We start from the raw sequence: 24148 nt of genomic DNA, 5'->3' as shown, positions 1-24148 counted from the left end.
ACATAGATCTGGATCGCCCTTCATCGGTAATCTAGCCAAGCTTCCTAGATAAAAACATATCGATAATATGAACCGATATGATCAGAAAAACGGCATTGGAAGCGGGTTCCGCTGCCGTGGTTGAAGCGACTTTACGTCTTACTGAGATCAGAAAGTTATTTCCCAGGCTCCCTTTTCTCCGGTCAATATGCCCGGTCCCTCAGGAATTTCATCGCCAGGAGGAGCAGTATCGGGGACCTCTCCTGGGCTGGCGCACGCCAACAAAAAAAACAACAAAACAAGCAGCATTGTCATTCGGGAAATTAGCTTCATCATTACCTTAAGCTCTTAGAACTTGACGCGTGCACCCAGCATCCCGACAGTCAATGATTGATATTCAGTATCCATACTTTCACGATCATAACGACTCAGTGCGAAATAAAGCTCCGTACCGTATTGCTGGATTTTTTGCACCGCCTGGAAACCGTAACCTTTCATTTCCTCGCCAGCTTCCTGTTGTTCATCACCCAAAACATAGTCAACTGAGAACGACGTTTTACCGATACTGAAGAGATCTGCTTGGTAGCCCAGTTTGGTATAGTAGAACTGTGGATCGGCATTGTTATTGGCCAGCGCAGAACCCTCACGCAGGTCTTTGGAGCTAGACGCCAAAGTGACGTTAAAACCACTGGGGAAGAGAACAGAGACAGAGCCCGATAGGGAGCTATCATAACCAGAGCTATCATTGCTTTCAGCATCGGCGTAGCCCAAGGAAGCGCTTATCTTGCTGCCCCCTACCTTGCCGTTATACCGAGCCGCCAAGTCCCAACGATCGCCCTGCGCTAAACTGGTTGCCAAGGAAAAACCGCCAAAGGAAGGGGTGTCGTAACGCAAACGGTCAGTCCGACTTAAACCGTCAAAACTGTCACCCAGGTAGTAGACGCTGTCTATAGTGCCATCACCAGCATCATCGCTGGCCACATTTCCAGCCGCATCGCGGAAATAAAATCCCGCAGCATGCCCCTGGAAACTGGACGCTGCCAAAGCCGTACCCGATAGATCAGACTCGGCCGTACCATCGGAAGCGCTCCAACCCTGGCCCAACCAGAGTTTACCCAAATCCTTATGAGTCAACATCACTTCCAAACGGCGCTCAGTAAAGGAGGCAGTTCCCGACCCAGAACTACTTTCTGAGTTAGTCTGATTCATATTAAACGTGCTATTTGATTCGACCTGCATCTCTATCGCGGCCCCCAGAGACAGGGCATCAGTCAGAGGAGCATCAGCAATAAAGCGAACTCGGGTTGAGGAGTTGTCGCTGTCGACGAAGTTCGTGTAATTCTCGACTCCATCGTCCGCCAACTGTATACCTCGGTTTACCTGGCCGGAAATCTGTACCGTTACGCCTTTTTTCTTGGACTTCACCACCTTTTCATCAGCTTGTTCCACCATTTCCAAGCGCTTCTGAAGCTCGTCAATCTGAATTTTTAGATCGCCAACCTCGTTGGCCAATACTGTCTGTCCTGACACCACCGATCCGGCGAGGGCGATGGCGAGAGAAATAGCACGTTTTTTCATTAAAACTTCCTCAATGTTTAGTCGAAAGAATTGCTCGACGTTTTTTTGGCATGAAGCAACTCTATTCGGCGAATATAACAGTCGCCAAATTCCCAGTAATTTTTTAATACATAGCGGTAAGAATACTGCTAAATTTATTTAGAAAAGGGCTTCGATACTTAAACCCAGCACAAATAGATTTTCATCAAAAAATGACTATCTATATTATTTTCTAACAGATTGAAGGATTCTGTCATTACTAAAAATAGATTAATAATTTTTGTGTTAAGTCCAAGTACCAAAGCCACAAAAAAGATCCAATAGACAAACGACTTGAAGGGGAATTCAATAATCAACAAGCCTATCAGAGCTTATTTACGAACAGTCTATTCTTATAAAAACCTCCTTAATAAATTAAAAATTTTAAACAAGTCATCAATCAACTCAGTGAAAAAACATCCAACAAGCTCTTCTTTCCCGCAAGTGGGAGACGACCGATATATTGAGAACACATATCACTTGGAATCTGTGACCTATTCAACAATTCTTTGGATATCAAAAAATCCTTCTCTACCTCTTTACAGGCTTTCTGAATTCTTGACGCTGTATTTATCGTGTCTCCGAAGTAGACAATTTCACGTTTATGATCCCCTACTTCACTCGCAATGACTTTACCTGCATGCATTCCTACACGATATTCAGGGAAAGCCCCGTATTTTTTCTGATAATAGCTTTTCTTCGAATTAACATAATCATTAATGTCAGAAAGGCAACGAAGGTAATCCACATTAATTCCATGCTCATTGTAGTCCCAGATAACAACCACCTCATCACCAATATAGCGATGGATCTCACCACCATTTCGAACAATAATTGAAGATATATCAAAGAAGAAACTTGATATCATATTTTGAGCAGCGTAATCACCAATCGTCTCAGTTAAGCGAGTGGAATCTTTAATATCCATAAACATGAATATTTTATTTTCATGTTTAGGATTGTTATATCGTCCTAAAAGTATGTTCGTTAGCACTCGATATCCAAAAAATTGCGCAAGCCTTATTTGATAGTTAATAACCAACACGACAAAAAAGCAGAAAAGCAGATGCCGTAGAAAGTGCTTATCCTGTAACTCATTGATAAGACTAACATCAAGAGCCCTAAGTAAACTGTGAGATATCCATAAACTTAATCCTACTATCAACGTCCAAACAAAGGACTGAAAGGCCATATACGATAACAATGGACCTTGTTTAATTCTCTTTATATACTTACTACATTCTGACATAGACTCGAATAAAAAAACTCCAACCCCGAGAAATGCACCATTTACAACCCCAAATATAATCCTTTCTGACACCAGGACGGAATAACCAAAACCAAAAAGAATACTGAAAATAAAAGCCAGAACAAATTTTTCTGCAGTTACATTTGATAACAAAATATTCAGATCTATATTCATCAATAAACATCTAAGACTTGTTTGATTATTGATCACCTTAAGTCCACCTAATTCTTGACCACTATCTTACCAACTACCAACTACATCCATGAAACCAAAGTACTAAATCATACTCTCCACCTCAAGTGTTTAATAACAACTACCGCCACGTTTTTAATTTTTCATTCAGTACTAAATAATATTTAGTAGAAAAAAATTCACATTATTAAAGACACGTAAAAACCATAATAAAACATAAAAACAAATTTCGTAAAATTCATGAAAATTATACTGCTTAGTTTATCAGAAGGTATCGGAGAGCTTGAACTGTATACGGTACAGGAGTATTTGACCCTAAAGGCAGCGGAATTAACCTGTATCCCTGTTTTAAAAGAAGGGTCTGTATCGGATCAAGAATTCAAGAATACAGCCTTACTACTTAAATATAAAAAACAAAAATCCCCCATTAAGTTCAGCTATAAAGTTAGGGAACCTACGAACAAGGGAATCGGGTTCAGCTAAACCTGAACCCGAAATACTTCATTTCCGACAGGAAATGCTCTACATCAATAGGTCAATCATCAATAAGAGTATCAGAAACTTTCAATTCCGTACTCCCACCTGCACAAAGCAAATATCCCCTCCCCCACACTGTGCGAATTCGATCACGTCCCAATTTTTTACGCAACATGCGAATATAAACTTCAACCACATTGCTAACCCGTTCTTGGCCACTTTGATACAGCACTTTAAGCAACACTTCTTTTGATACGGCCTTATCAGAATTGGTCATCAGAAATCGCAAAAGGACCAACTCAGTGCGAGTTAAAGCGATGATCCGTTGCCGTTCATCAATAACCTCATAACGACTTTCGTCCAGAATCAATCCGCTGCTTTCTAGTCGGTGATGACTGATCTGAACGCGATGGCGAATAACGGCACGTAATCGAGCAACCAGATCTTCTCCCCGAACCGGTCGTAAAATAATCTCTTCCACCCCCTGTTCAACGGCATTTATCTGCAGTTGTGTATCTTTTCTGTCGATGATTAAAACCACTGGGATATCAAATTCCAATAAACTTTTGATTAGCTCCCAGGAAACTTCCTTTTGGAACGACAAGTCATAAACGGCCAGCTCATAACGCCCTTCTCTCGCCTGGCCAACTGCTTTTTGCTCATCAATTACTGTGTCGACAAAGTAGTCGTATCCGGATAATCGTTTTGCTTGTTGCTTGCTAAAAACAGCATCCGATTCAATCCATAAGATTCTCATGAATGATTCCTCCAAAAGTCTGCCGACAAAACGACAGCCTTTGTTTTACATGTTAATCGGTCAACTGCCTGTTTTTCCAAAGTAGAAATAACGCAGGGATAACGATCAACGTAAGTACCACTGAACTAAGCATGCCTCCGATCATAGGCCCTGCAATCCGCTGCATCACCTCCGATCCCGTACCTGTTCCAAGCATGATCGGTAGAAGACCAGCGACAATCGCCGCAACGGTCATCATGATCGGACGTACCCGCTGCTCAGCACCATCACGAACGGCACTAATAATGTCTTGTCGAGTTAACGGCCCTTGGCTGTGTTGCAAACACAGCTGCCACGACTGATTCAGGTACACCAGCATTAGCACACCAATCTCTACGGTCACACCGGCCAGAGCGATAAACCCGACACCCACGGCTACAGACATCTGAAAACCATAGAGATACATCAGCCAAATACCGCCAATCAGCGCAAAAGGCAGTGTTCCCATAATGATCAGGACTTCAACCAGACTGCGAAAATTAAGGTAAAGCAGCAATATGATGATCAGCAGGGTTAGAGGGACCACCACCATCAGCCTCTCTTTGGCACGCATCATATATTCATATTGTCCTGACCAAGCCAAGGCATAACCCGCCGGTAACTCAAGCTGGTCAGCCACCGCCTGTTGCGCCGTGAGGACGTAGGAGCCAAGATCAACTCCCCCGATGTCAACGTAAGTCCAACCATTTAGACGAGCATTTTCACTCTTAATAGCGGGTGGTCCGTTCTCGATATAGATATCTGCAACATCTGCCAGGGCGATCTTTTGGCCACTTATTGTTACGACGGGCAACAATCGCAATTTCTCTAGAGAATCACGATAAGCCTGCGGATAACGCACATTGACAGGATAACGCTCAAGACCTTCTACTGTCTGGGTGACATCCATTCCACCGATAGCAGTTTTGACCACCATCTGGATATCCTGAATATTGAGCCCATAGCGAGCTGCTCGATTGCGATCAATATCCACCTTGATATAACGACCACCAGCCACTCGCTCGGAATAAACGGAAGTGGTTCCCGGAATATCCTTTATGATTTCTTCCAAACGCTTGCCAATCTTCTCCAGTTGTTTGAGATCAGGACCCGACACTTTGATTCCTACCGGCGTTTTAATACCCGTTGCCAGCATGTCGATCCGGGTCTTGATCGGCATCACCCAGGCGTTTGTAATACCGGGAAACTGGATCAGACTATTAAGCTCTTCCCGCAGCTTTTCAGGCGTCAACCCTTCACGCCATTCAGAGCGCGGTTTCAACTGAATGACAGTCTCAACCATAGTCAAGGGCGCTGGATCGGTTGCGCTGTCAGCTCGACCGATCTTCCCGAACACCGTTTTCACCTCCGGTAAGGTTGCAATTAGCTTGTCCGTTTGTTGCAACAGTTCACGAGCCTTACCAATAGAGATTCCGGGATAGGCACTAGGCATATACATCAGATCGCCTTCGTCTAATGGCGGCATAAACTCGCTACCCAGTTTGTCAATCGGCCAGAGACCTCCGACAAGTATCACAACCGCTAACACCACTGTGGCCTTCGGAAAACGCAATGCCGCCCCGATGACGGGCCGATAGAGCGCAGAAATCAAACGATTCAACGGATTTTTGTGTTCAGGCAGCACTTTTCCACGAATGAAATAGCCCATCAGCACCGGCACCAATGTAATCGCCAACCCGGCAGACGCCGCCATGGCATAAGTTTTAGTGAACGCCAGTGGAGCAAATAATTTACCTTCCTGGGCCTCCAAGGTGAAAACCGGCAGAAAGCTCAAAGTAATGATTAGCAGAGAGAAAAACAGAGGGGCACCAACCTCCTTAGTGGCCTCAAAAATCACCTGCCAGCGATTCTCGTCAGTTAATGGAGTGCGCTCCATATGCTTATGGACGTTTTCTATCATTACGATGGCACCATCCACCATGGCACCAATCGCAATAGCGATACCTCCCAGGGACATGATGTTAGCGTTCAACCCCTGCTGGTACATGACAATAAACGCAACCAATATGCCTATCGGCAGACTGACAATCACCACCAGCGAAGAACGAATATGGAACAGAAACAGCGCACAAATCAGCGCCACGACGAGAAACTCTTCCAGCAGTTTTTCGTAGAGGTTATTGACTGCCCGAGTAATCAACGAAGAGCGATCGTAGGTAGTAACTATCTCCACCCCTTCTGGCAAACTGCTCTTCAGAATTTCCAGCTTATTTTTTACCGCCTCAATGGTTTTCTGCGCGTTTTCACCGAAACGCATTACCACATAGGCACCAACCACCTCCCCTTCACCGGAAAGCTCCGCAATGCCTCTGCGCATCTGCGGCCCTTCCACTATGTCAGCAACATCAGTCAACATCAGCGGAGTACCGTTGATATTCAGTCCTAAGGGGACCTCACGCAGATCATCTTTACCTTGGAGATAGCCGGTTGCCCGAACCATATATTCGGCTTCAGCCATTTCAACAACAGAAGCACCCGACTCCTGATTGGCACGTTTGATGGCATTTTGAATATGGCTGAGTGGAATATCATAAGCTCTCAGTTTTTCTGGGTCGACAATCACCTGATACTGGCGAACCATTCCGCCAATGGTGGCAATTTCTGAAACTCCGGGCACCGATTGCAGCTCATACTTGAGAAACCAATCCTGCAAACTGCGTAACGAAGCAAGATCCTGATTTCCGCTACGATCCACAAGCGCATAACCATAGACCCATCCAACCCCGGTGGCATCCGGTCCCAATTTAGGCCGTGCTTCCGTTGGTAAACTGCCAGCCACTTGGCTGAGGTATTCCAATACCCGCGACCGGGCCCAATAAAGGTCTGTTCCCTCTTCGAAGATAATGTAAACGTAGGAGTCACCAAAGAAAGAATAGCCCCGTACGGTCACAGCCCCAGGCACCGACAGCATAGCGGTGGTCAGAGGATAGGTCACTTGATCCTCTACCACCTGAGGAGCCTGTCCCGGATACGAGGTTTTGACAATCACCTGAACATCAGAGAGATCCGGGATCGCATCGATTGGGGTCTGCCGAATCGAATAGAGCCCCAAAGCCAGAATGAACACTGACGCCAGTAACACCAGAAAACGATTATTTAGTGACCAACGAATGACATTCGTAATCATTTGCTCCCCCCCTGCATAGACGAATGAGTAGGAGCGGCTTCGGAGCTATCTGAACCCATCAACATGCCGGTATGACTACCCTCCAGATTCCTACTAGAAACCGTATCCGGTGCCGGGTAGTCAGTTGCGCTTTCGTGCTGGTGCGCGGCCGCCGACTTTTCTTCGTGGCGATGATCCAGAATTTTGGAGATCTGGTATTTCTGCTCCCCCATATCCCGAAGCTCAAACCTAAGCTCGTCACCCTCACTGATCAAAGCAAGATCTACGTTGGTATCAACAGTGAAATTCATCGTCATCGACGGCCATTGCCAGATATCCACCGGCTGATGGGCTACTGTCAACATTCGGTGTTCGACCATGACCGTATTAACACGACCTTCGACGATCACGACCTTCTGCTGACCATCATCAAAATTCATCCGTTCAAAATCCCTGGTTACGCTAGACTCAGAATCAATAAGAAACTGCGCAGAAGTAACTATCTGTTCGCCAGCTCTCAGCCCGCGCAAGATTTCCATATGTTCGGGCGTCTCCAGACCCGTTTTTACGCGAACCGACTTAAACCGCCCCTCTCCCAAAGCCTTGACTACGCGATTCTGGTTTCCTGTTCTAATCACAGCTTCACGAGGAATCATCAGAATATTGTCCTTACCGCGGCTTTGTATGGCTATACGTGTGAACATGTTCGGCTTGAGCATGCCATCATTGTTTTCAAACCGGATGCGTACTCGCAACGTCCGTGTTTTGCTATCGAGTGTTGGATAGACATAATCTACCTTGCCCAACCATTCACGTCCCGCCAGGTAGTCCAGTGTCATCGTTGCAGGTTGTCCTTCCTTTAACCAACCAGCCTGTCGCTCAAAGACTTCGGCCATAACCCAAACGCTGTCCAATTGCACTAGCTTCATAACGGTCACACTGGGTTTGATATACATCCCTTGTCGGACATTCAGGTTGGCAACGTAGCCATCCTGTGGTGCATAAATACTAATGCGCTGTTTGACCTTCAAAGTCTGCTCTAATCGCTGAACAGCCTTCGCAGAAATCCCCAAAGCTGACAACCTAGCTTTCGATGCCCTTAACAATCCTTTGTTTCTACTTTTTAATGCAGCGAGGTATTCTTCCTGTGCGTTAACCAGTGTCGGCGAGTACAGCTCAAACAACCGCTGCCCCCGCTTTACTGGATCTCCCTCAGCCGTTACGTAGAGTTTTTCTATCCATCCATCAACTCGAGTATTCACCTGCGTCAGTTTATTTTCGTCATAACCCACATAACCCACTGTTTCTATCTGTTGGACCAACTGGCCGCGTTTAACCTCCGCCGTTCTTACACCCAGGTTGTTTTCAACAGCCGGGGTTATAGTGACGATTCCAGCTTCTTGCTGTTTTTGTTGTTCCGCTGCGTATACCGGTATTAGATCCATACCCATTGGAGATTTGCCGGGTTTGTCGCTTCTAAAATTCGGATTCATGGGTGCCCGCCAATAAAGTGGTGCTTCTGCCACTTTAGGCTCACTAGCTACTTCTGAATGCCATTCTCTGTCATTCAGGACAATTCCGCCGGAAAAGGCGATCACCATAGCTGGAATTGTTATCAACCATATTTTCATTCCACTTTGTTTCCTATTCGTTGAATCGTTATATTGCGGTGACTGGCAAGTAGTAGCTCAGTTGTTCTCCAACGCGGTTTTTCTCGACAGAAACACGTAGAAATTCCAGCTTGGTATTGAGTACCGTAATGTAGCCTTGCATCACATCGGCAAAGTCGCCAACATCAGATTGATAAGCAGAAAGAGCCGCTTCTGCTTGCTGTTCCGCTTGCGGTAACAGTGAAGTCTTATAGTGTTCGATCTGTTGATCTAGAAATGCCCAACGGCTACGGAGAGAGGTCGTTTTCGCCTGTAATTTTCGCATCAACGCCTGACGCTCTTCCTCGACGGCTAAGGCTCGGTATTGCTCTGCGGAGAGACGTCGATCCTGTCGGTTACCAGAAAACAGCGGCATATCCAGCGTTACCATTGCTGACATCAGATTACTTCGATCCGTATCACCATCAGCCCGAAACCCGTAACCAAGCTCAACTCCAAACTGAGGCTTATAAGCTTCTTCGGCCAGCTTTATACGATCACGAGAGATCTGCAATTCAGAAGAAAGTCTGAGAACCTCTGGGTGTTTTTCAAGAGCATGTATTCCCTTAGTGGTCCTTTGCAGATCTTTACGGCGGGTTGAATACATAGTGGCAGTCGGGCGCTGAGCCTGGGTTACCCCAATCCACTGCGACAAACTGTCATGGCTTACATTGATATTTTCGGAGGCGATTAACCTTTTTTGCTCCAGCTTACTGAGCTCCAACTGAGCTCGTAGTACATCCTCCTGATCTTTACGGCCTAGGCTGTAAAGAGACTCCGTTACCTCTATTAATTGCTCGAACAAATAGCGGTCCTGATCAAGAGTTTGGATGTATTCCTGCCAATAAGCGGAATCAAGCCAGAGCATACCGACATCAAGCTTCACTTTACGACGACGAATCTCTGATTCCAGTCTCCAAACTGCCGATTTGGTTCTGCCAATATCTCCTTTTATTGATAGTGAGTCTCCTCGAGGAATCTGCTGCCGTATACCCAGGCGTAGCTGGGTCATGGCTTCCTGATCAAGATCAAAGCTATCTGTCGGCAGATTTTGAATACCCAAAATGAGTTTAGGGTCTGGCAATTGCGAATCAGCTACACTTTGATCGATAAGAGCCCTAGCTCGAAGTAGTCTGGCTTGGATCCCTGGCTCATTCTGAAGAGCAAGGTACTGAGCTTCTATTAAAGTAAGCGCAGTATCATCGACCTTCGCTTGAACAGAGCTACTGATAAAAACAACGGACAATAAAAGTCCACACAGTCCAATCCTGTGATTAGTGTACATAATTCACCTGGCTATAGATTTTTAAATATTTAGATATTTCCGTAAATACAAATCTAATTTAACCAAGAACAATAAATGACATGATAACGAGTTGCAGGTTGTCTAAATAATGACAAGTATATTTTCGAAATCCGAGAAACAGAAATCATTGGAATGAATAAAACGGCTACTAGAGAGGCCGCAATTTTTACTACAATATCTAGAAAATAGTTACTTTCTGAACTGCATTTATCCTGAGTAGCATCGCAATCATCTAAGCTAGAAGACTCAACAAATTCATTATAACCAATTGAAAGTAATTGGTTTTCATCAAAATAATCTCTCACATCAAAGCAGGGAAGCACACAGATCACAAGTAACCAAATGGTTAGCAAGCGAGCTATGGTGCTTTTTACTTTCTGAGAGAAATTCATAATATCACTTAAATTATATATAAGCGTGAATAAATATTTTATCACAACCAAATAACACAAATAACAAACCGAACAACAGAATTTTAATGTTTATCATCCAATTTTCATTATGTATTAATATTTCACTAAGCACGAAATAAAGTTTATAAAACAAGCAAAAACCGAAGTCAAAACTCAACCTGAATCATTCAGTAAATAAAAAGACCAAGACATGAAAATATTCCATAAACAAACGAGAACTCACTCTACTCTAGTTATTAATACTTTGAAGTAATATAAAATTAACGTCCACCAACACCTCCTACCTCTTCGATACTTCTGGTTTACCATTAGGGAACCAAGTTTAATTATCTGCTCAGTGCAGTGACCTGTAATCACTCCATTTTAAGCGTTGTGCCAGGAGAGAGAGGATTCTCTCCCTCCCAAACCTGCATCAGAACCAGGCCTTCACTCCCAAAACCACTTGTAAGTCATCGCTGGACTCTCCGTCTTCCGAAGCAAAGTCGGCAGTATCACCGTATTTCTTTTCCCAGTTCAGGCCGATATAAGGAGCAAACTCGCGCTTAATTTCATAGCGCAGACGCAACCCCGCCTCTAAATCAGACAGTCCAGATCCGATTCCCCGCTCCTGATCATTTTTGCCATAAAGATTGACCTCTAGGCTCGGTGATAAAATTAACTTCTGAGTCAACAGAAGCTCATACTCTGCAGACAGTCGTAATCCGGTTTGCCCGGATTCCCCGATAAACAAAGCAGTATCGACTTCGAAGAAGTAGGGTGCTAACCCCTGTACTCCAAAGACAACCCAGCTCTGACTATCACCTGGACTGAAGTCTTGTCGAAGACCTATTTGCATATCCCAGAAAGGAGCTACCGCTTTGCTGTACAACAACTGAAGTTCAGAAGATTCTGTTTCGCCGTCCGCACGCTCACCTTCGGTTTTGAAATAAAACTTATCCAAATCGTAGCCTAACCAACCCTGAACGTCCCATGCAAACGGCTCATTGTCTTCGGCATCGCGGATTTCCAGCTCATCAAACTGCAAGGAGAACAGCAAGGGATCGTCAGATTCCGCAGCAAAGGCTGTTTGCCCAAGACCACTTAGCAACAGTAATGGGGGTACCCATTTTTTATTCATCTAGTTCTCCTCAACTCACATGCACTTCGCGGAACATACCGGCCATGTGGTAAATAAGATGGCAATGGAACGCCCACTGCCCCATGGCGTCCGCCGTCACCTGATAACTGATTCGTGCACCCGGCTGGACCACAATGGTGTGCTTGCGTGGTAGATAACGATTATCTCCCGTTTCAAGTTCACTCCACATACCGTGGAGATGCATCGGATGGTTCATCATCGTATCGTTAACAAAATTAATCCTGACCCGCTCACCGTATTTGAGGCGTATCGGATCAGCCTCCGAATACTTGACTCCATTGATTGACCACATATAACGCGCCATATTGCCGGTCAGATGCAGGTCAATCTCCCTTGACGGTTCTCGCCTATCAACAGTCGGCGTCAGATTCCGTAAATCCGCGTAGGAGAGAACTCTGCGACCGTTGCCTCGCAAGCCAACGCCCGGATCGGACAATCGATATTGAGGATTATCAGCGCGAGAATCAACATGGGGACCATATTCGGTTGCGGCATGAATCAGCGGTTTAGAATCTGTAGCAGGACTGATTTTTGACGCTCCTGGCATCTGCCCCATGGAGTGCTCCATGTCTTTCATCGAGGTCATCGAGTGATTCATGCCCTGCATCTGATCTTTAGGGTGCTCCATGCCCTTCATCGAGGCCATCGAGTGATTCATGCCCTGCATCTGATCTTTGGGGTGCTCCATGCCTTTCATCGAGGTCATCGAGTGACTCATGCCCTGCATCTGATCTTTAGGGTGCTCCATGCCCTTCATCGAGGCCATCGAGTGATTCATGCCCTGCATCTGATCTTTAGGGTGCTCCATGCCCTTCATCGACGCCATTGAGTGACCCATACCCTCCATATTATCCATCGACATTCCCATATCCCCATGGGACAAGATCGGCATTGGATCTAATTCCGGTACCTGAGCCTCAAGACTATAGTCGGGGGTCAATGTACCCCGGGCATATCCCGAGCGATCCATTGCCTGAGCAAACAAAGTATAGGCACGGTCATCACTGGGCTCGACAATCACATCAAAGGTTTCGGCAACACCGATGCGGAATTCATCGACAGAAACCGGTTCTACGTACTGTCCATCTGCTGCTACTACGGTCATTTTCAGCCCCGGTATGCGGACGTCGAAGAACGTCATGGCAGCACTGTTGATAAACCGTAACCTGACCTTTTCTCCCTTTCTAAACAGGCCTTTCCAGCCCTCGGAAGGAGTTTGACCATTCATCAAGAAGGTGTAGGTATATCCGGTGACATCGGAAATATCCCGATCGCTCATCCGCATCTTGTTCCACATTTCCCGGGCTCGCCAGGTTTCGCCGACACCCCGTTCCTTAATCTCCCGCCAAGCTTCAGCTACCGTGCGCTCGCTGAAGTTGTAGTAATCACTCATCTTCTTGAGTTTTGCATAGACTTTTGACGGATCCTCATCTGACCAGTCCGAAAGCATCACCACATAGTCTCGATCGTAAGAGAAAGGCTCCGGCTCTTTGGGATCGACAACAATCGCCCCGTAGACTCCCGTTTGCTCTTGATAACCAGAGTGACTGTGGTACCAATAGGTCCCAGACTGAACAAGATCGAAGCTATAACGAAAGGTTTCACCCGGTGCTATTCCAGGGAAGGCTATGCCTGGCACACCGTCCATCTTGTAGGGCAAAATCAAACCATGCCAGTGTATGGAACTGGATTCAGACAATAAGTTAGTCACATTGATCGTCACCCGTTCCCCTTCCTTCATTCGCAACACAGGAGCAGGAAGTGATTGGTTAACAGTGGTGGCCATAGCCGGTGTGCCGGTTAAATTTACGGCCTGCTGATCAATCGTCAGATCGAACCGGTTTCCCTGGAGTTGCGACATAGCGGAGCCGATGCGAGGGGCAGCTATCAGCCCCCCTGCCCGTATCCCCAGTCCCGCTACAACTCCACCCAGTGCAAGCCCTTTGACAAATTGTCGCCTTGGAAGAAGCTGCGATAGATTTAGCGGTTGTTCTTTTTTGTACATTTCAATTTCCTCTAAGACAGAGTCCCTGCTACTGCACGACCAAAGCCATATTCATTCCCGCTTCATAGTGTCCAGGTTCATTGCAAGCTGCTTCAAAACGCCCTTGATCAGTGAAAGTCCAAAGCAATTCACCAGTCTCTCCAGCTTCCAGCGAGATGGCATTAGGACTATCATGCTTCATTCCGTACTCTCCAGCAGCGGCCATCTCTTCAGCATGCTCACGCATCTTTCCTTGATCACCGATGACAAACTCATGTTTGAGATAGCCACTATTAGTGACAACAAAACGAACTGTCTCTCCGGCTTTGAACTGCCAGCTATCAGCTGCAAAACGCATTTTGTCGCTTGCATCAACTCGAATGGTACGACTTACCTGGGTGGCACGACCGGGATACCCCACAGCGGATTCAGAATATTCTTCCTCTTGTTCCTCTGAGTGCTGCTTCATCATTTCATGCCTGGATTCCATCTTCATTTGCCCTCCCATAGAGGACATTTCATGTTTCATCATATTTTCCTGGCTATTTTCAGCAGCCGTAACCCCAGTCACAAATAACGTCAAGAACGCAAATACAAATAAGTCCATAACAACACCCTTAAGCTTAGAATAACCCCATAGTAAAAAGGAAATACTATTTTTATTCACTTTTCTTGGGGCAAGTAAAACCACACACTGCGTATTAGAATTTAATAATCGAGCAGTGATATAAGTTCATATAAATAATTTTTATTCGTTTCTAAATCTTTTCATAGCAAGATCTGCCAAAAAAACGACAATAAAAAATTTATTTATGAAATTGAGCGTTTAGCAAGAAATCCGGTGATAAGAAACCACCATCCCTGCTAACTGAGAGTCTGCCTGGGCGGGCGCTGGAAAAGGTCGACAATCCATAAAGGAGGGTTAACGACCAAATTGGAAAAGATCGATTCTTTCAGATCGAACAGGTGCATCGATGAACATATGGCTGACGCACAACTCAAGTCTTGACAGCTATCTGAATCTGTTGACATATCAGAAATTTCTGCTGATAAATCAGTCTGTTCTGTCGCAATACCATCAATACTGTTTGAGTGAGTAGTGGCATATTCCTGGCCAAGACTGTGCTCCGAGGCGAACAAAGCCGGGGCCGCTGTTCCTAAGAACAGAGCAAGCGTTAGCGTCCACGCTGTAATCCGGTTTATATTCAACATCTTAGTTATGTCCAAGGAAATAGATTTCAACTAAATTCTGGTACTTTGAGATTTACCTGAAGGAAAAGTTCATTTTTTCTTAGCCTATCGAATCGAGGCAAGATTATTCTATAAAGAATAAAACTTCAAGACATAGTCGCTACTAATTTTAAGTGTAAATATAATATGATGACAATATGAATTATAAATGAAGAGAGATTAGTACAAAATAGAACCCCATGAGATTTATACAACCTTTACATTCAAATTGAAATAAAAACCAACAAAATCAGAGTTCCCTGCAATAACTGTGAACTTGATTCCATCGGAGTTACCTAATGACCAGTTTATTTCACTCTAGCGGCCTAAACCTTGAACCCGTAAGATTGAAATTACAGTCACACTGAAGAGCATTTCATGCAGAAACCGTTCACTCAATGGCTTACCGAGCAGCTTAAGCCTGATGAAGAAAGAGACCTGGCGAAAGGAGAGCTACTATTTCGAGCAGGGCAGTCCGTGAGCAAACTCTATTTGGTGCTAAACGGTGAAATCCATCTGGTACGCCCCTTAAGCCATGGCAGCACACTGACTATACACAGGGCACTGGCCAATTCCATACTGGCTGAAGCCTCTATGTTCGCGCCTCATTATCATTGTGATGCTGTAGCCCAGTGTAATTCAAGACTGCTCTGTTACAATCGCCAAAAAGTACAGCAGCAATTGCGCTCACAGCCTGGTTTTTCCGAAAGTCTAAGTGTTCAATTATCCGCTGAAATTCTGTCATTAAGAACTAAGTTGGAGCTGGCGAATATACAGTCGGCAGACGAACGGCTGTTGACTTGGATTAAACTACAGCTCCCCCCTCAAACAGATACCCTGACCATTGACCGTTCCTTCAAAAGCATAGCCTCTGAACTAGGACTCGCTCATGAGACCCTTTATCGTAGTTTAAAGCGACTAGAGGAGTTAAGGCTTATCCAGCGCCAACCGGACACAATTGTTCTCTTGCCTGAGTATTCCAAGCAGTAAGTTATTTCAAACCAGCCTAGGACTCAGCCCCGTCGAACAAACTATCAATCGCAGCACATTGAGGTAAACTTCCACCCGTACACTGTCCAGCCATCGACTCCAGGCTATTTTGCATTCGCACCAGCTCACTGATTTTATTCTTTACTACATCAAGATGTCCGAGTACGACCTGTTTAACCTCGTCACAAGAGTAACTGCTATCCGTCAGGCAGAGTAAATTCCTGACTTCTTCAAGCGTGAATCCTAGTCCACGAGCTTTGCAGATAAAGATGAGTCGTTGCTGCAATGTCTTTGAATAAAGTCTGTGTCCTCCCTCCGTTCGAGTAGGAGAGGGTAGCAAAGAGATCTTTTCGTAGTAGCGGATAGTCTCAATGTGGCAGCCTGTTTTCTTCGACAGTTTACCAATACTTAAAGCCGCAGCTTTGCTGTTCATTGAAGTTTCTCCGCATTAAACCTTGAATCTGTAGTTACTACAGGTTTTATACTCAATAGTAGCATTAAACAGAGCCATCAAGATTCCGAATAAAATTACCCATTGAGCGGCTATTAAAATGAGCAGTTGTTGTACATCCAGTCCGGCTAAAAAAGACACAGGCACTCAGCAACAAATGGATTGTCCCCATTGTGGCAAGCTGGCAAAACCTGTACAGCTTATAACCCTTTTACATCATGTGGTTGCGCCGCTAAATCAACAGTTGCCCTGCGATGAGTATTTTTTCTGTGCCAATATCAGCTGTGGCATCGTCTACTTTTCCAAAACCGGAACTGTTTTTGACCATACAAAAGTCCGTAAAAATACAAATAAAGGCTTATCAGACACATCGATCACCCTGTGTTATTGCTTTGATGTCACTCAGGCCAGAGTGCTGGAAGAAATTGGACAGACAGGAGAAAGTGCAAGTAAAGCTTTTGTTGTTGAGCAAACTAAACTTAAAAACTGCGCCTGTGATGTTAGAAATCCATCGGGGAGATGCTGCCTCAAGGATTTCCCCAAGTGATCAAAAAAATAGTCAATACGTCCGTACTCAGTTGTCCAGAGTGTGGAGGCAAGACAGCAGAGCTGATGCCGACCGATAGCAGTCAATATTATGACCAGTGTCACCACTGTCACATATTGCTAAAGCCCAAAAGAGGTGACTGTTGCGTATTTTGTCGTTACGGAACCATACCTTGCCCACCGACTCAATCGGCGTGTAAACACACCCAGACCGATGTTCATATTTTAAGTCCGTTAAGGAGTCCATCAAGTCATGAAGAAATCCACAACTTTACTGAAAACCGGTATTGTCGGCAGTGTTATAGCCGCTCTTTGTTGTTTTACTCCAATTCTCATCATACTTTTTGGAGTAGTGGGTCTATCGTCTCTGGTCGGCTATCTGGACTATGTCTTACTCCCGACGCTCGGAATCTTCCTCTGCATCACCATCTACGCAATGATAACTCGAGCCAATGGCTGATCAATACGATTGCTAATAAGGTCTGCGCTGTATTAGTGTGCTCCCGCTAGTTCTTCGTTAAAGCTGTCAAAGTGCCGACATCAGCAGAAATTTGAAGAAGTGCCCGGTGATAAAAGTCCGAGCTAAATCCTGTCTCTGATCAACAATTCGAAGCCCTGCTACTGAATTGTCAAAAAACCATAACCATCGCTTGACCTGTGTGTAACACCTATGTTTTACACTCAGGTATAACCCATATAAATTGATGGTGAGGATTCAGCAGTTGTGATGAAAGTCAGCGATCTAGCCAAACAGGCCTGTGTTACTGCGGACACGGTGCGACACTATACACGGATAGGGCTGCTCAAACCCAAGCGCAATCCCGTTAATGGCTACCAAATCTATGATGGCGACGCCCTCAAGCATCTTCGCTTTATCCAGAAAGCGCGTCTATTGGGTTTTGGCCTGAGCGAGATTCAGACCATTGTGCACCACGAGCATAGTGGAACATCGCCCTGCCCCATGGTTCGCGACCTGATGAAACAACACTTACCGCAGGTTCGTGAGCAAATCACCGAGCTGCAGGCACAGTTGGAACGTATGGAACGGGCTTTAGCGGCTTGGGAAGAGATGCCGGACGGTACACCGGACGGAAATACCATCTGCCAGTTAATTGAGCACTGGAACGATCTGGAGGAACAAAAACATGGCTGAAACCATTGCAGCATACCAATCATTCGTACTCAGTCTTGAGGGCGTCAGCTGCAACGGCTGCGTAAATAGAATCCGTAAGTTGCTGTTGTCATCTGATCCTGAAGCCGAAATCAGTATCGACCTGGAAAGTAAAACCGCCCAAGTACGCTCATCACTGACACTGGACGAGGTAATCGTGCTGATTCAGGAACTCGGCTACCAGGCTCACCCGGCCATCCCAACTCAGCAGCAGTTTAAGACAGAAGGCATCAAATGCAACGGTTGTCTAAACAAGATCCGCAAGGCCCTGGTGGAGCATGATGCCCAATCTGAAGTTGATGCCAATTTCGAGACCAGATCCCTGACTGTCTCCAGCGTGCTGAGCTCTCAGCAACTGATCGAAACCATTGGTGGCTTAGGCTATGGCATCACCCCCCAGAACCCTTCTGCTAATGAAGAGCCGGTTCAACAGGAAGCGTCTCCGAACTCACAAAGCCCAAAACAGACACAACCTTCCAAAGAAAAAGAAGCAGTGCCGACACAGAAAGGCCCACAGGTCCACCTGGCTCTGCAGGGGATGACCTGTGCCGGCTGCGTCAAGAGCATAGAGGATGCGCTGGATGCAGTGCCGGGCGTAACCCGAGTGGATGTCAACTTTGGCAGCCGCAGTGCCCTTGTTGCCGGAAAATTGCAAGCCGAACAGCTGATTCAGGCTGTCGAAGATGCAGGCTATGGAGCCAGTGAAGTGGTGGACCCCGAGCAGGCAGAGCGCCAGAAGGAAGCCAACGAAGCGGCGGAGTACAGACAAAAGATAATCAATACGCTGATAGGTCTGGCCCTGGGCGTGCCGCTGATGATTGCCAGCCTGGTGCACGAAATGAGCATCACTTCAACAGGGGAACGCAGTCTGTGGGGCCTGGTAGGATTGCTAACCCTAGCCGTGCTCCTCACCGCCGGCCGTCATTTTTATATCGGGGCATGGAAAGCTTTCAAGCACCATAACGCAAGTATGGATACCCTGATCGCCAGTGGAACCGGTGCCGCCTGGCTCTACTCCATGGTAGTGGTGGTGATGCCGGAGATCCTGCCGGAAACGGCTCGCGGTCTCTATTTTGAGGCTGCTGCGATGATCATTGGTCTGATCAATCTCGGTCAGGCCCTGGAACTCAAGGCTCGCGGACGCACCAGTCAGGCTATCAAGCGACTGCTGGACCTGCGCACCAAAACCGCCCGCGTATTCAGTGAAGGTGAGTTTCGAGAGTTACCCGTTGATCAAGTCCGTGAAGACGATCTGATTCAGGTGCGTCCCGGTGAAAAAATCCCAGTGGATGGAGTCGTCACCGAAGGTCAGAGTACCCTGGACGAGTCAATGCTGACTGGCGAACCGATGCCGGTCAAAAAAACCACCGGAGACGACGTTGCTGCGGGCACGCTGAATCGTAGCGGCGCGTTAACTTTCAAAGCCACCCGAGTGGGCAAGGAGACCGTCCTGGCTCAAATTATTGAAATGGTACGCAAGGCGCAGAACACCAAGCCACCGATCAGCCGTCTAGCCGATCAGGTGTCCTCGATATTCGTGCCGGTGGTCCTATTGATCGCGGTGATGACCGCGTTAATCTGGTACAATTTCGGCCCCGAACCACAAGTCGTATATATGCTTGTCTCCGCTACTACGGTACTGATCATCGCCTGTCCCTGTGCCTTGGGCCTGGCCACCCCGATTTCCACCATGATTGGCGTTGGCAAGGCAGCTGAACATGGCATTCTGATCCGCAACGGCGAGGCCCTGCAAAAAGCCAGCCGTCTGACTACCGTAGTCGTCGATAAAACCGGCACCCTTACCGCCGGCCAACCCAGTGTCACTGACTTTGAAACCTTTGGCACACTCGATCGAACAGAGTTACTGGCAATCACCCACGCCTTGGAAAGCCGCTCAGAACACCCGCTCGGTGAAGCACTGGCAGCTTTCGCCAAGCCTCAGGCGACCGATCTGAACCCTGTCCATTTCGAAGCCCTGTCTGGCATGGGACTCCAGGCCGACCTAGAAGGGAAAAAAGTCTTGATCGGCAACCCTCGCCTGATGGCTCAAGCCAATATTGACATTCAGCAGGCCCAGACCTTGGCACCCACCTGGGAGGGACAAGCTCGCACTGTGGTTTATATGGCTGTAGATGGACAATTCAGTGCCCTGTTTGGCATTGCCGATCCACTCAAGCCCGATGCCCTGTCTGCGATCCAACGTCTCAAGCGTGATGGGGTGAAAGTGTTGATGCTCACCGGTGACAACCCTGCAACCGCCGCTGCTGTGGCTCGGGCCACAGACATTGATGACTACCGCGCACAACTATTACCTGAAGACAAGCTAACTGAAATTCGTCGATTGCAAGCAGAGGGCGAAGTCGTAGGAATGGCTGGAGATGGCATCAACGACGCTCCTGCCCTCTCGCAGGCTGATGTGGGCTTTGCCATTGGGTCCGGCACCGACGTAGCCATCGAAAGCGCCGATGTTACCCTAATGCGCGGTTCCCTACACGGGATTGCTGATGCCATCGAGCTCAGCAGAGCAACGCTGACCAACATCAAACAAAACCTCTGGGGCGCATTTGCCTACAACTCATTAGGTATTCCTATTGCTGCCGGCTTACTTTATCCATTTACCGGCCTGTTACTCAGTCCCGTGATTGCCGGGGTAGCGATGTCCTTATCATCAGTGACGGTAGTGAGCAATGCCAATCGCCTGCGTTTTTTTCAAGCCCGTCAAAATGAAACAACAGCAAATAATGCTGAAACTACCCTGGAGGTGCAGTCATGACAGCGCTTATGGTCAACTTATCGGGACTAATGCTTATGGCAGGAATCGTCTGGTGGTTTTGGCTCTATCGCCCCGCGCCAGCAGTCCAGCCAGACACCGGTGCAGTACAGATCATCGTCGAAAACGGTGTTTACACCCCTGATCGTATCAGCATACCGGCCAACCAGCCCACAACACTACGTTTTTTACGCAAAGACCGGTCATCTTGCGCCGCCACAGTCATCTTCGACAACCTTGATATCAGCGCTGAGCTACCCTTTGACGAATTTAAGGAGATTATTATCACTCCCACTACACCCGGCCACTACACATTCGGCTGCCAGATGCGGATGTATCGAGGTACGCTGGATGTCAGCGCCCGTTAAAGAAAAGAGTCTTACCATAATTAAATCAGCTTATCCCTAATATTGCTTAAGTAGCAAAATTCAGGCTGTTAAGAGGGGGACTAGAATCACCCCCTCTTAAAAAGCGTAATCTTCTGAATCCCTATCAGACCAGCCCAACAAGGCACCATCAAAAATATCAATGTAGATTGAATGCAGCCTCTTTTGATGAGCTGTCGACTTACAGGTTAAAGAGGTCGATAAGACACCTCCAATCAATCCTTTAACCGGCCAGTTTCCAGTGCTATCTGTATTGATTCATTCTGTTCCAACTCCAACAAAGCTCCTAATAACCCTTTCGGTGATGAAGCCCCTGCTCGACTGTACAAATACCGGTATAGTTCAATAACCTGATTATGCATATGGAAAACCTCCGCCATAATTTCATCGACCTTCATCTCTGAAAAAGACCCTTCACACTCACCATGAGGTGAAATTGGTCTTTTATCAACATATTCGATGCACCATGTATTCAATGCCTTATCGTCCGAAGAGGCTTCAAGCTTCTCAATAACATCGCAAAGGGTATTTTCGTGCTCCGCCAGATAATTCAGTAGCATCATCTGGCGATCACTTTTACTTTTCTCTGAACAATGATGTATACACTTCTGCAAATAACGGTGCAGTTCTCTGGTCCACGCAAGGACATCTTTAATGGTCTCTATCTGCATTTTATTCTCCTCCATATTTCAATTTTTCGACAACCAGCAATATCATTGCTCATCGTGCAGCACAGCAATGGAAACAATGAAAAGATCCTTTGATCTTCTGGCCCTCAGAGCGATCAGGGATTAAAGCAACAACTACTGGCATACTTCGGCAGTGCATAATACGCTCTGCCGAACAGTCGACTGATTAACGCTATTTCATTGGTGATTTATTTTCTTCCGCCGTATGCTCCATCATCTGGTTCATCATCATCTGCATCATTTTCATCCGTTCTTCCATCATACCCATGCGCTTTTCGATGCCCATCAACGGCATGTTTTGACCTTTCTTCACATCTGATTGTTCACTCATCATCCCTCCACCCATCATGTGCATACCTTCCTGCATGCTCTCCATATGCTTATGCATTAACGCCGAATGTTTTATCGGATCATCCTCCTGTTTAATATCCGTCATCAATTTTCCCATTTCCTGCATATGTTCATGCATTTTCATCATTTGCTCTTGGCTCATCATGCCCATCATTCCCATGCCTGCGCCGCTTTCTTGCATGGCACCGGATCTTGTATCATCTCCTAGGTGATGTTTTTCATCCGCGAAAGCTGGTACTGAAATCAAAGCAGATAAAACCAAGGTAGTTACTATATTTTTCATAACAATATCCTCATATATTTAAAATACTTAAAATTTATTAAAACGTTTAAAACTAGGAACCCATGCTGGCGTTCGATTCATATAATTAATATATTCTTGTCCAAACTCTTCAATCGCCACTTTCTCTTCGCGTTTAGCCAAACGAACATAAACAACAACTAGTATTGGAAACATCACCACCGTAGGAATTGTTGGCCACTGCAGTAAAAACCCAAACATAATCATAATAAATGCAACGTACTGAGGGTGACGACACCTGGAATACCAACCTCTACTTGCTAAAGAATGTGCCTGCTGAGCTTTGTGGAGGACACTCCAAGCAGATGAAATAAGAAAAAATCCCAATACGATAAAAACACTACTCACGAGATGCAGTGGATCCCAGTGCGGATTGCCTTCAAATCCAAATAGTGTATGTAAAAGGTGCCCATTATCATGGGCCAAAAAAATCAACTCCAGGATAATTTTCGGTCAACCAGCCAGACAAGAAATAAATAGTCAGTGGAAAACCATACATCTCTGTAAATAACGCAACAATGAATGCAGAAAATGCCTCTAAGCTTCGCCAGTCAGATTTTGTTTTTGGTTTAACAAAACTAAAAGCGAAGAATATAAAAATAGCTGAATTTAAAACTACCAGCGTCCAAAGACCATAAGCAGATTCACCATGCATCAGTATTTTCCTCTATGGTCGTGGTTCTGATGGTCTGATTTTTCCTTTCCATCTTCCAATCCACGACGGTATGCTTCATCCAACGATCCCTTGTCTGACCGGTGATCTTTATGATCATGACCTCCATGGCCTCGATGCATAAATATATGCATTAGCGGGCAAGCTAACAGAATCAAAAATGGTAAAAAGGAAAATATATGTTGTTGATGCTCAACAAAAAGAAAATAGCTTACTGCGCCAATAAGCCCTATCGCAGCAATACCCTTTGGTGTAAACCAAAAAACCTCACGTTGTTTAGTCATGACAACCTCGACAAATAAAATTTAATTCTACGTCTCATGTCCAACGCCACTATTCAACCAGTAATGCCCCGCGATACATCTGCATCTGACAAGTAAAGTCATAATTCCCCGCAGTCATCGCCGGCAAGTTAATCTCCTTTTGCTTGTTCAGTGGCAGCTCTTCACTAATATTAAAATCAGCAAATACCACAGTCCCTGCGCAGGGGGATGCATCTTTGCGTAGGAAACAAATTTTTGCAGGCAGCCCGGCGGGCAAACTGATGCGCGACGGTTGATAAGCACCGTCCTCCACTATGACGGTAATTACACCTTCCTCAGCTCGTACTTCTGCGGGCTTATATAACCAGAACCACCAGACAATCAGTCCGATCAGTAACAGTCCCACAATATTAATAATCACCATATTGTTATCTCCTAAAGA

General features: G+C 46.1%; 23 protein-coding genes and 2 pseudogenes. 7 read left to right on the top strand and 18 right to left on the bottom strand.

Features of this window, described 5'->3' with window-relative positions; all coding sequences use genetic code 11:
• Positions 1-147 precede the first annotated feature (147 nt).
• The 12 genes from BGP75_RS27075 to BGP75_RS16595 all read right to left on the bottom strand — a co-directional run bounded on the left by BGP75_RS27075 (position 148) and on the right by BGP75_RS16595 (position 15097).
• Positions 148-315, bottom strand: a complete 168-nt coding sequence (locus BGP75_RS27075) for a hypothetical protein (RefSeq protein WP_158070129.1) — start codon at positions 313-315, stop codon at positions 148-150.
• A gap of 12 nt (positions 316-327) precedes the next feature.
• On the bottom strand, positions 328-1557 hold the full coding sequence (locus BGP75_RS16650; RefSeq protein ID WP_076719956.1) for a hypothetical protein: 1230 nt from the start codon (positions 1555-1557) through the stop codon (positions 328-330).
• A gap of 418 nt (positions 1558-1975) precedes the next feature.
• Entirely contained in the window at positions 1976-2998 is a 1023-nt protein-coding gene (locus BGP75_RS16645; protein WP_076719955.1) for an adenylate/guanylate cyclase domain-containing protein, read from the bottom strand.
• Between the two features lie 553 nt (positions 2999-3551).
• Positions 3552-4250: a response regulator transcription factor gene (locus tag BGP75_RS16635; protein ID WP_076719953.1), complete on the bottom strand. Its 699-nt coding sequence runs from the start codon at positions 4248-4250 to the stop codon at positions 3552-3554.
• A gap of 52 nt (positions 4251-4302) precedes the next feature.
• Complete coding sequence (locus BGP75_RS16630) at positions 4303-7416, bottom strand: efflux RND transporter permease subunit (protein ID WP_076719952.1); 3114 nt, start codon at positions 7414-7416, stop codon at positions 4303-4305.
• The gene (locus BGP75_RS16625; protein ID WP_076719951.1) at positions 7413-9026 is read right to left on the bottom strand and encodes an efflux RND transporter periplasmic adaptor subunit; all 1614 of its coding nucleotides are present in this window, start codon (positions 9024-9026) and stop codon (positions 7413-7415) included. Before BGP75_RS16625 ends, BGP75_RS16630 begins: the two co-directional genes overlap by 4 nt.
• A gap of 28 nt (positions 9027-9054) precedes the next feature.
• The gene (locus BGP75_RS16620; RefSeq protein ID WP_076719950.1) at positions 9055-10329 is read right to left on the bottom strand and encodes a TolC family protein; all 1275 of its coding nucleotides are present in this window, start codon (positions 10327-10329) and stop codon (positions 9055-9057) included.
• A gap of 53 nt (positions 10330-10382) precedes the next feature.
• Positions 10383-10742, bottom strand: a complete 360-nt coding sequence (locus tag BGP75_RS16615; RefSeq protein WP_076719949.1) for a hypothetical protein — start codon at positions 10740-10742, stop codon at positions 10383-10385.
• A 433-nt stretch (positions 10743-11175) separates the two neighbouring features.
• Entirely contained in the window at positions 11176-11880 is a 705-nt protein-coding gene (locus BGP75_RS16610; RefSeq protein WP_076719948.1) for a copper resistance protein B, read from the bottom strand.
• A gap of 10 nt (positions 11881-11890) precedes the next feature.
• Positions 11891-13906, bottom strand: a complete 2016-nt coding sequence (locus tag BGP75_RS16605; protein WP_076719947.1) for a copper resistance system multicopper oxidase — start codon at positions 13904-13906, stop codon at positions 11891-11893.
• A gap of 28 nt (positions 13907-13934) precedes the next feature.
• Entirely contained in the window at positions 13935-14492 is a 558-nt protein-coding gene (locus BGP75_RS16600; RefSeq protein ID WP_076719946.1) for a plastocyanin/azurin family copper-binding protein, read from the bottom strand.
• Between the two features lie 257 nt (positions 14493-14749).
• Positions 14750-15097, bottom strand: coding sequence for a hypothetical protein (locus BGP75_RS16595; RefSeq protein WP_076719945.1), 348 nt, complete (start codon positions 15095-15097; stop codon positions 14750-14752).
• A gap of 396 nt (positions 15098-15493) precedes the next feature.
• On the opposite strand from BGP75_RS16595, the gene BGP75_RS16590 reads away from it, so the two are divergent.
• On the top strand, positions 15494-16105 hold the full coding sequence (locus BGP75_RS16590; protein WP_076719944.1) for a Crp/Fnr family transcriptional regulator: 612 nt from the start codon (positions 15494-15496) through the stop codon (positions 16103-16105).
• A 16-nt stretch (positions 16106-16121) separates the two neighbouring features.
• Here BGP75_RS16590 and BGP75_RS16585 read toward each other — a convergent pair whose 3' ends face one another.
• A complete protein-coding gene (locus tag BGP75_RS16585) occupies positions 16122-16538 on the bottom strand; it encodes a helix-turn-helix domain-containing protein (protein WP_076719943.1) in 417 nt (138 codons plus the stop codon).
• Positions 16539-16656: 118 nt separating this feature from the next.
• Between BGP75_RS16585 and BGP75_RS16580 the strand changes: the two genes are divergently transcribed.
• The 6 genes and pseudogenes from BGP75_RS16580 (at position 16657) to BGP75_RS16560 (ending at position 21411) form a co-directional block, all read left to right on the top strand.
• On the top strand, positions 16657-17103 hold the full coding sequence (locus tag BGP75_RS16580) for a putative iron-sulfur cluster-binding metallochaperone (protein WP_143821094.1): 447 nt from the start codon (positions 16657-16659) through the stop codon (positions 17101-17103).
• A pseudogene (locus BGP75_RS27665) lies at positions 17076-17282 on the top strand (GDCCVxC domain-containing (seleno)protein); the annotation flags it as partial. The gene BGP75_RS16580 and the pseudogene BGP75_RS27665, both read left to right, overlap by 28 nt.
• 73 nt (positions 17283-17355) lie before the next feature.
• Complete coding sequence (merF, locus tag BGP75_RS16575; RefSeq protein WP_076719941.1) at positions 17356-17562, top strand: mercury resistance system transport protein MerF; 207 nt, start codon at positions 17356-17358, stop codon at positions 17560-17562.
• A gap of 267 nt (positions 17563-17829) precedes the next feature.
• On the top strand, positions 17830-18255 hold the full coding sequence (locus tag BGP75_RS16570; protein WP_076719940.1) for a MerR family DNA-binding protein: 426 nt from the start codon (positions 17830-17832) through the stop codon (positions 18253-18255).
• Positions 18248-21046: a copper-translocating P-type ATPase gene (locus BGP75_RS16565; protein ID WP_076719939.1), complete on the top strand. Its 2799-nt coding sequence runs from the start codon at positions 18248-18250 to the stop codon at positions 21044-21046. Before BGP75_RS16570 ends, BGP75_RS16565 begins: the two co-directional genes overlap by 8 nt.
• Complete coding sequence (locus BGP75_RS16560) at positions 21043-21411, top strand: cupredoxin domain-containing protein (RefSeq protein WP_076719938.1); 369 nt, start codon at positions 21043-21045, stop codon at positions 21409-21411. The genes BGP75_RS16565 and BGP75_RS16560 overlap by 4 nt, the downstream gene beginning before the upstream one ends.
• Before the next feature lie 233 nt (positions 21412-21644).
• Here the strand turns inward: BGP75_RS16560 and BGP75_RS16555 are convergent, their stop codons facing one another.
• From BGP75_RS16555 to BGP75_RS16535, 5 genes and pseudogenes are all read right to left on the bottom strand, one after another.
• Positions 21645-22100, bottom strand: coding sequence for a hypothetical protein (locus BGP75_RS16555; RefSeq protein ID WP_076719937.1), 456 nt, complete (start codon positions 22098-22100; stop codon positions 21645-21647).
• 190 nt (positions 22101-22290) lie between these two features.
• Positions 22291-22752, bottom strand: coding sequence for a hypothetical protein (locus BGP75_RS16550; protein ID WP_076719936.1), 462 nt, complete (start codon positions 22750-22752; stop codon positions 22291-22293).
• A 27-nt stretch (positions 22753-22779) separates the two neighbouring features.
• A pseudogene (locus BGP75_RS16545) lies at positions 22780-23428 on the bottom strand (methyltransferase family protein).
• Positions 23425-23727 carry a DUF2933 domain-containing protein gene (locus BGP75_RS16540; RefSeq protein ID WP_076719935.1) on the bottom strand — a complete coding sequence of 101 codons (303 nt, stop codon included), beginning with the start codon at positions 23725-23727 and terminating at the stop codon, positions 23425-23427. Before BGP75_RS16540 ends, BGP75_RS16545 begins: the two are co-directional and overlap by 4 nt.
• 49 nt (positions 23728-23776) lie before the next feature.
• Positions 23777-24130: a cupredoxin domain-containing protein gene (locus BGP75_RS16535; RefSeq protein WP_076719934.1), complete on the bottom strand. Its 354-nt coding sequence runs from the start codon at positions 24128-24130 to the stop codon at positions 23777-23779.
• Positions 24131-24148: the final 18 nt, after the last annotated feature.

Source organism: Motiliproteus sp. MSK22-1, from assembly GCF_001968815.1.
Lineage (GTDB): Bacteria > Pseudomonadota > Gammaproteobacteria > Pseudomonadales > Balneatricaceae > Motiliproteus.
Note: the sequence above shows the minus strand (reverse complement) of the source record. Positions and strands in the feature narration are given on the sequence as shown.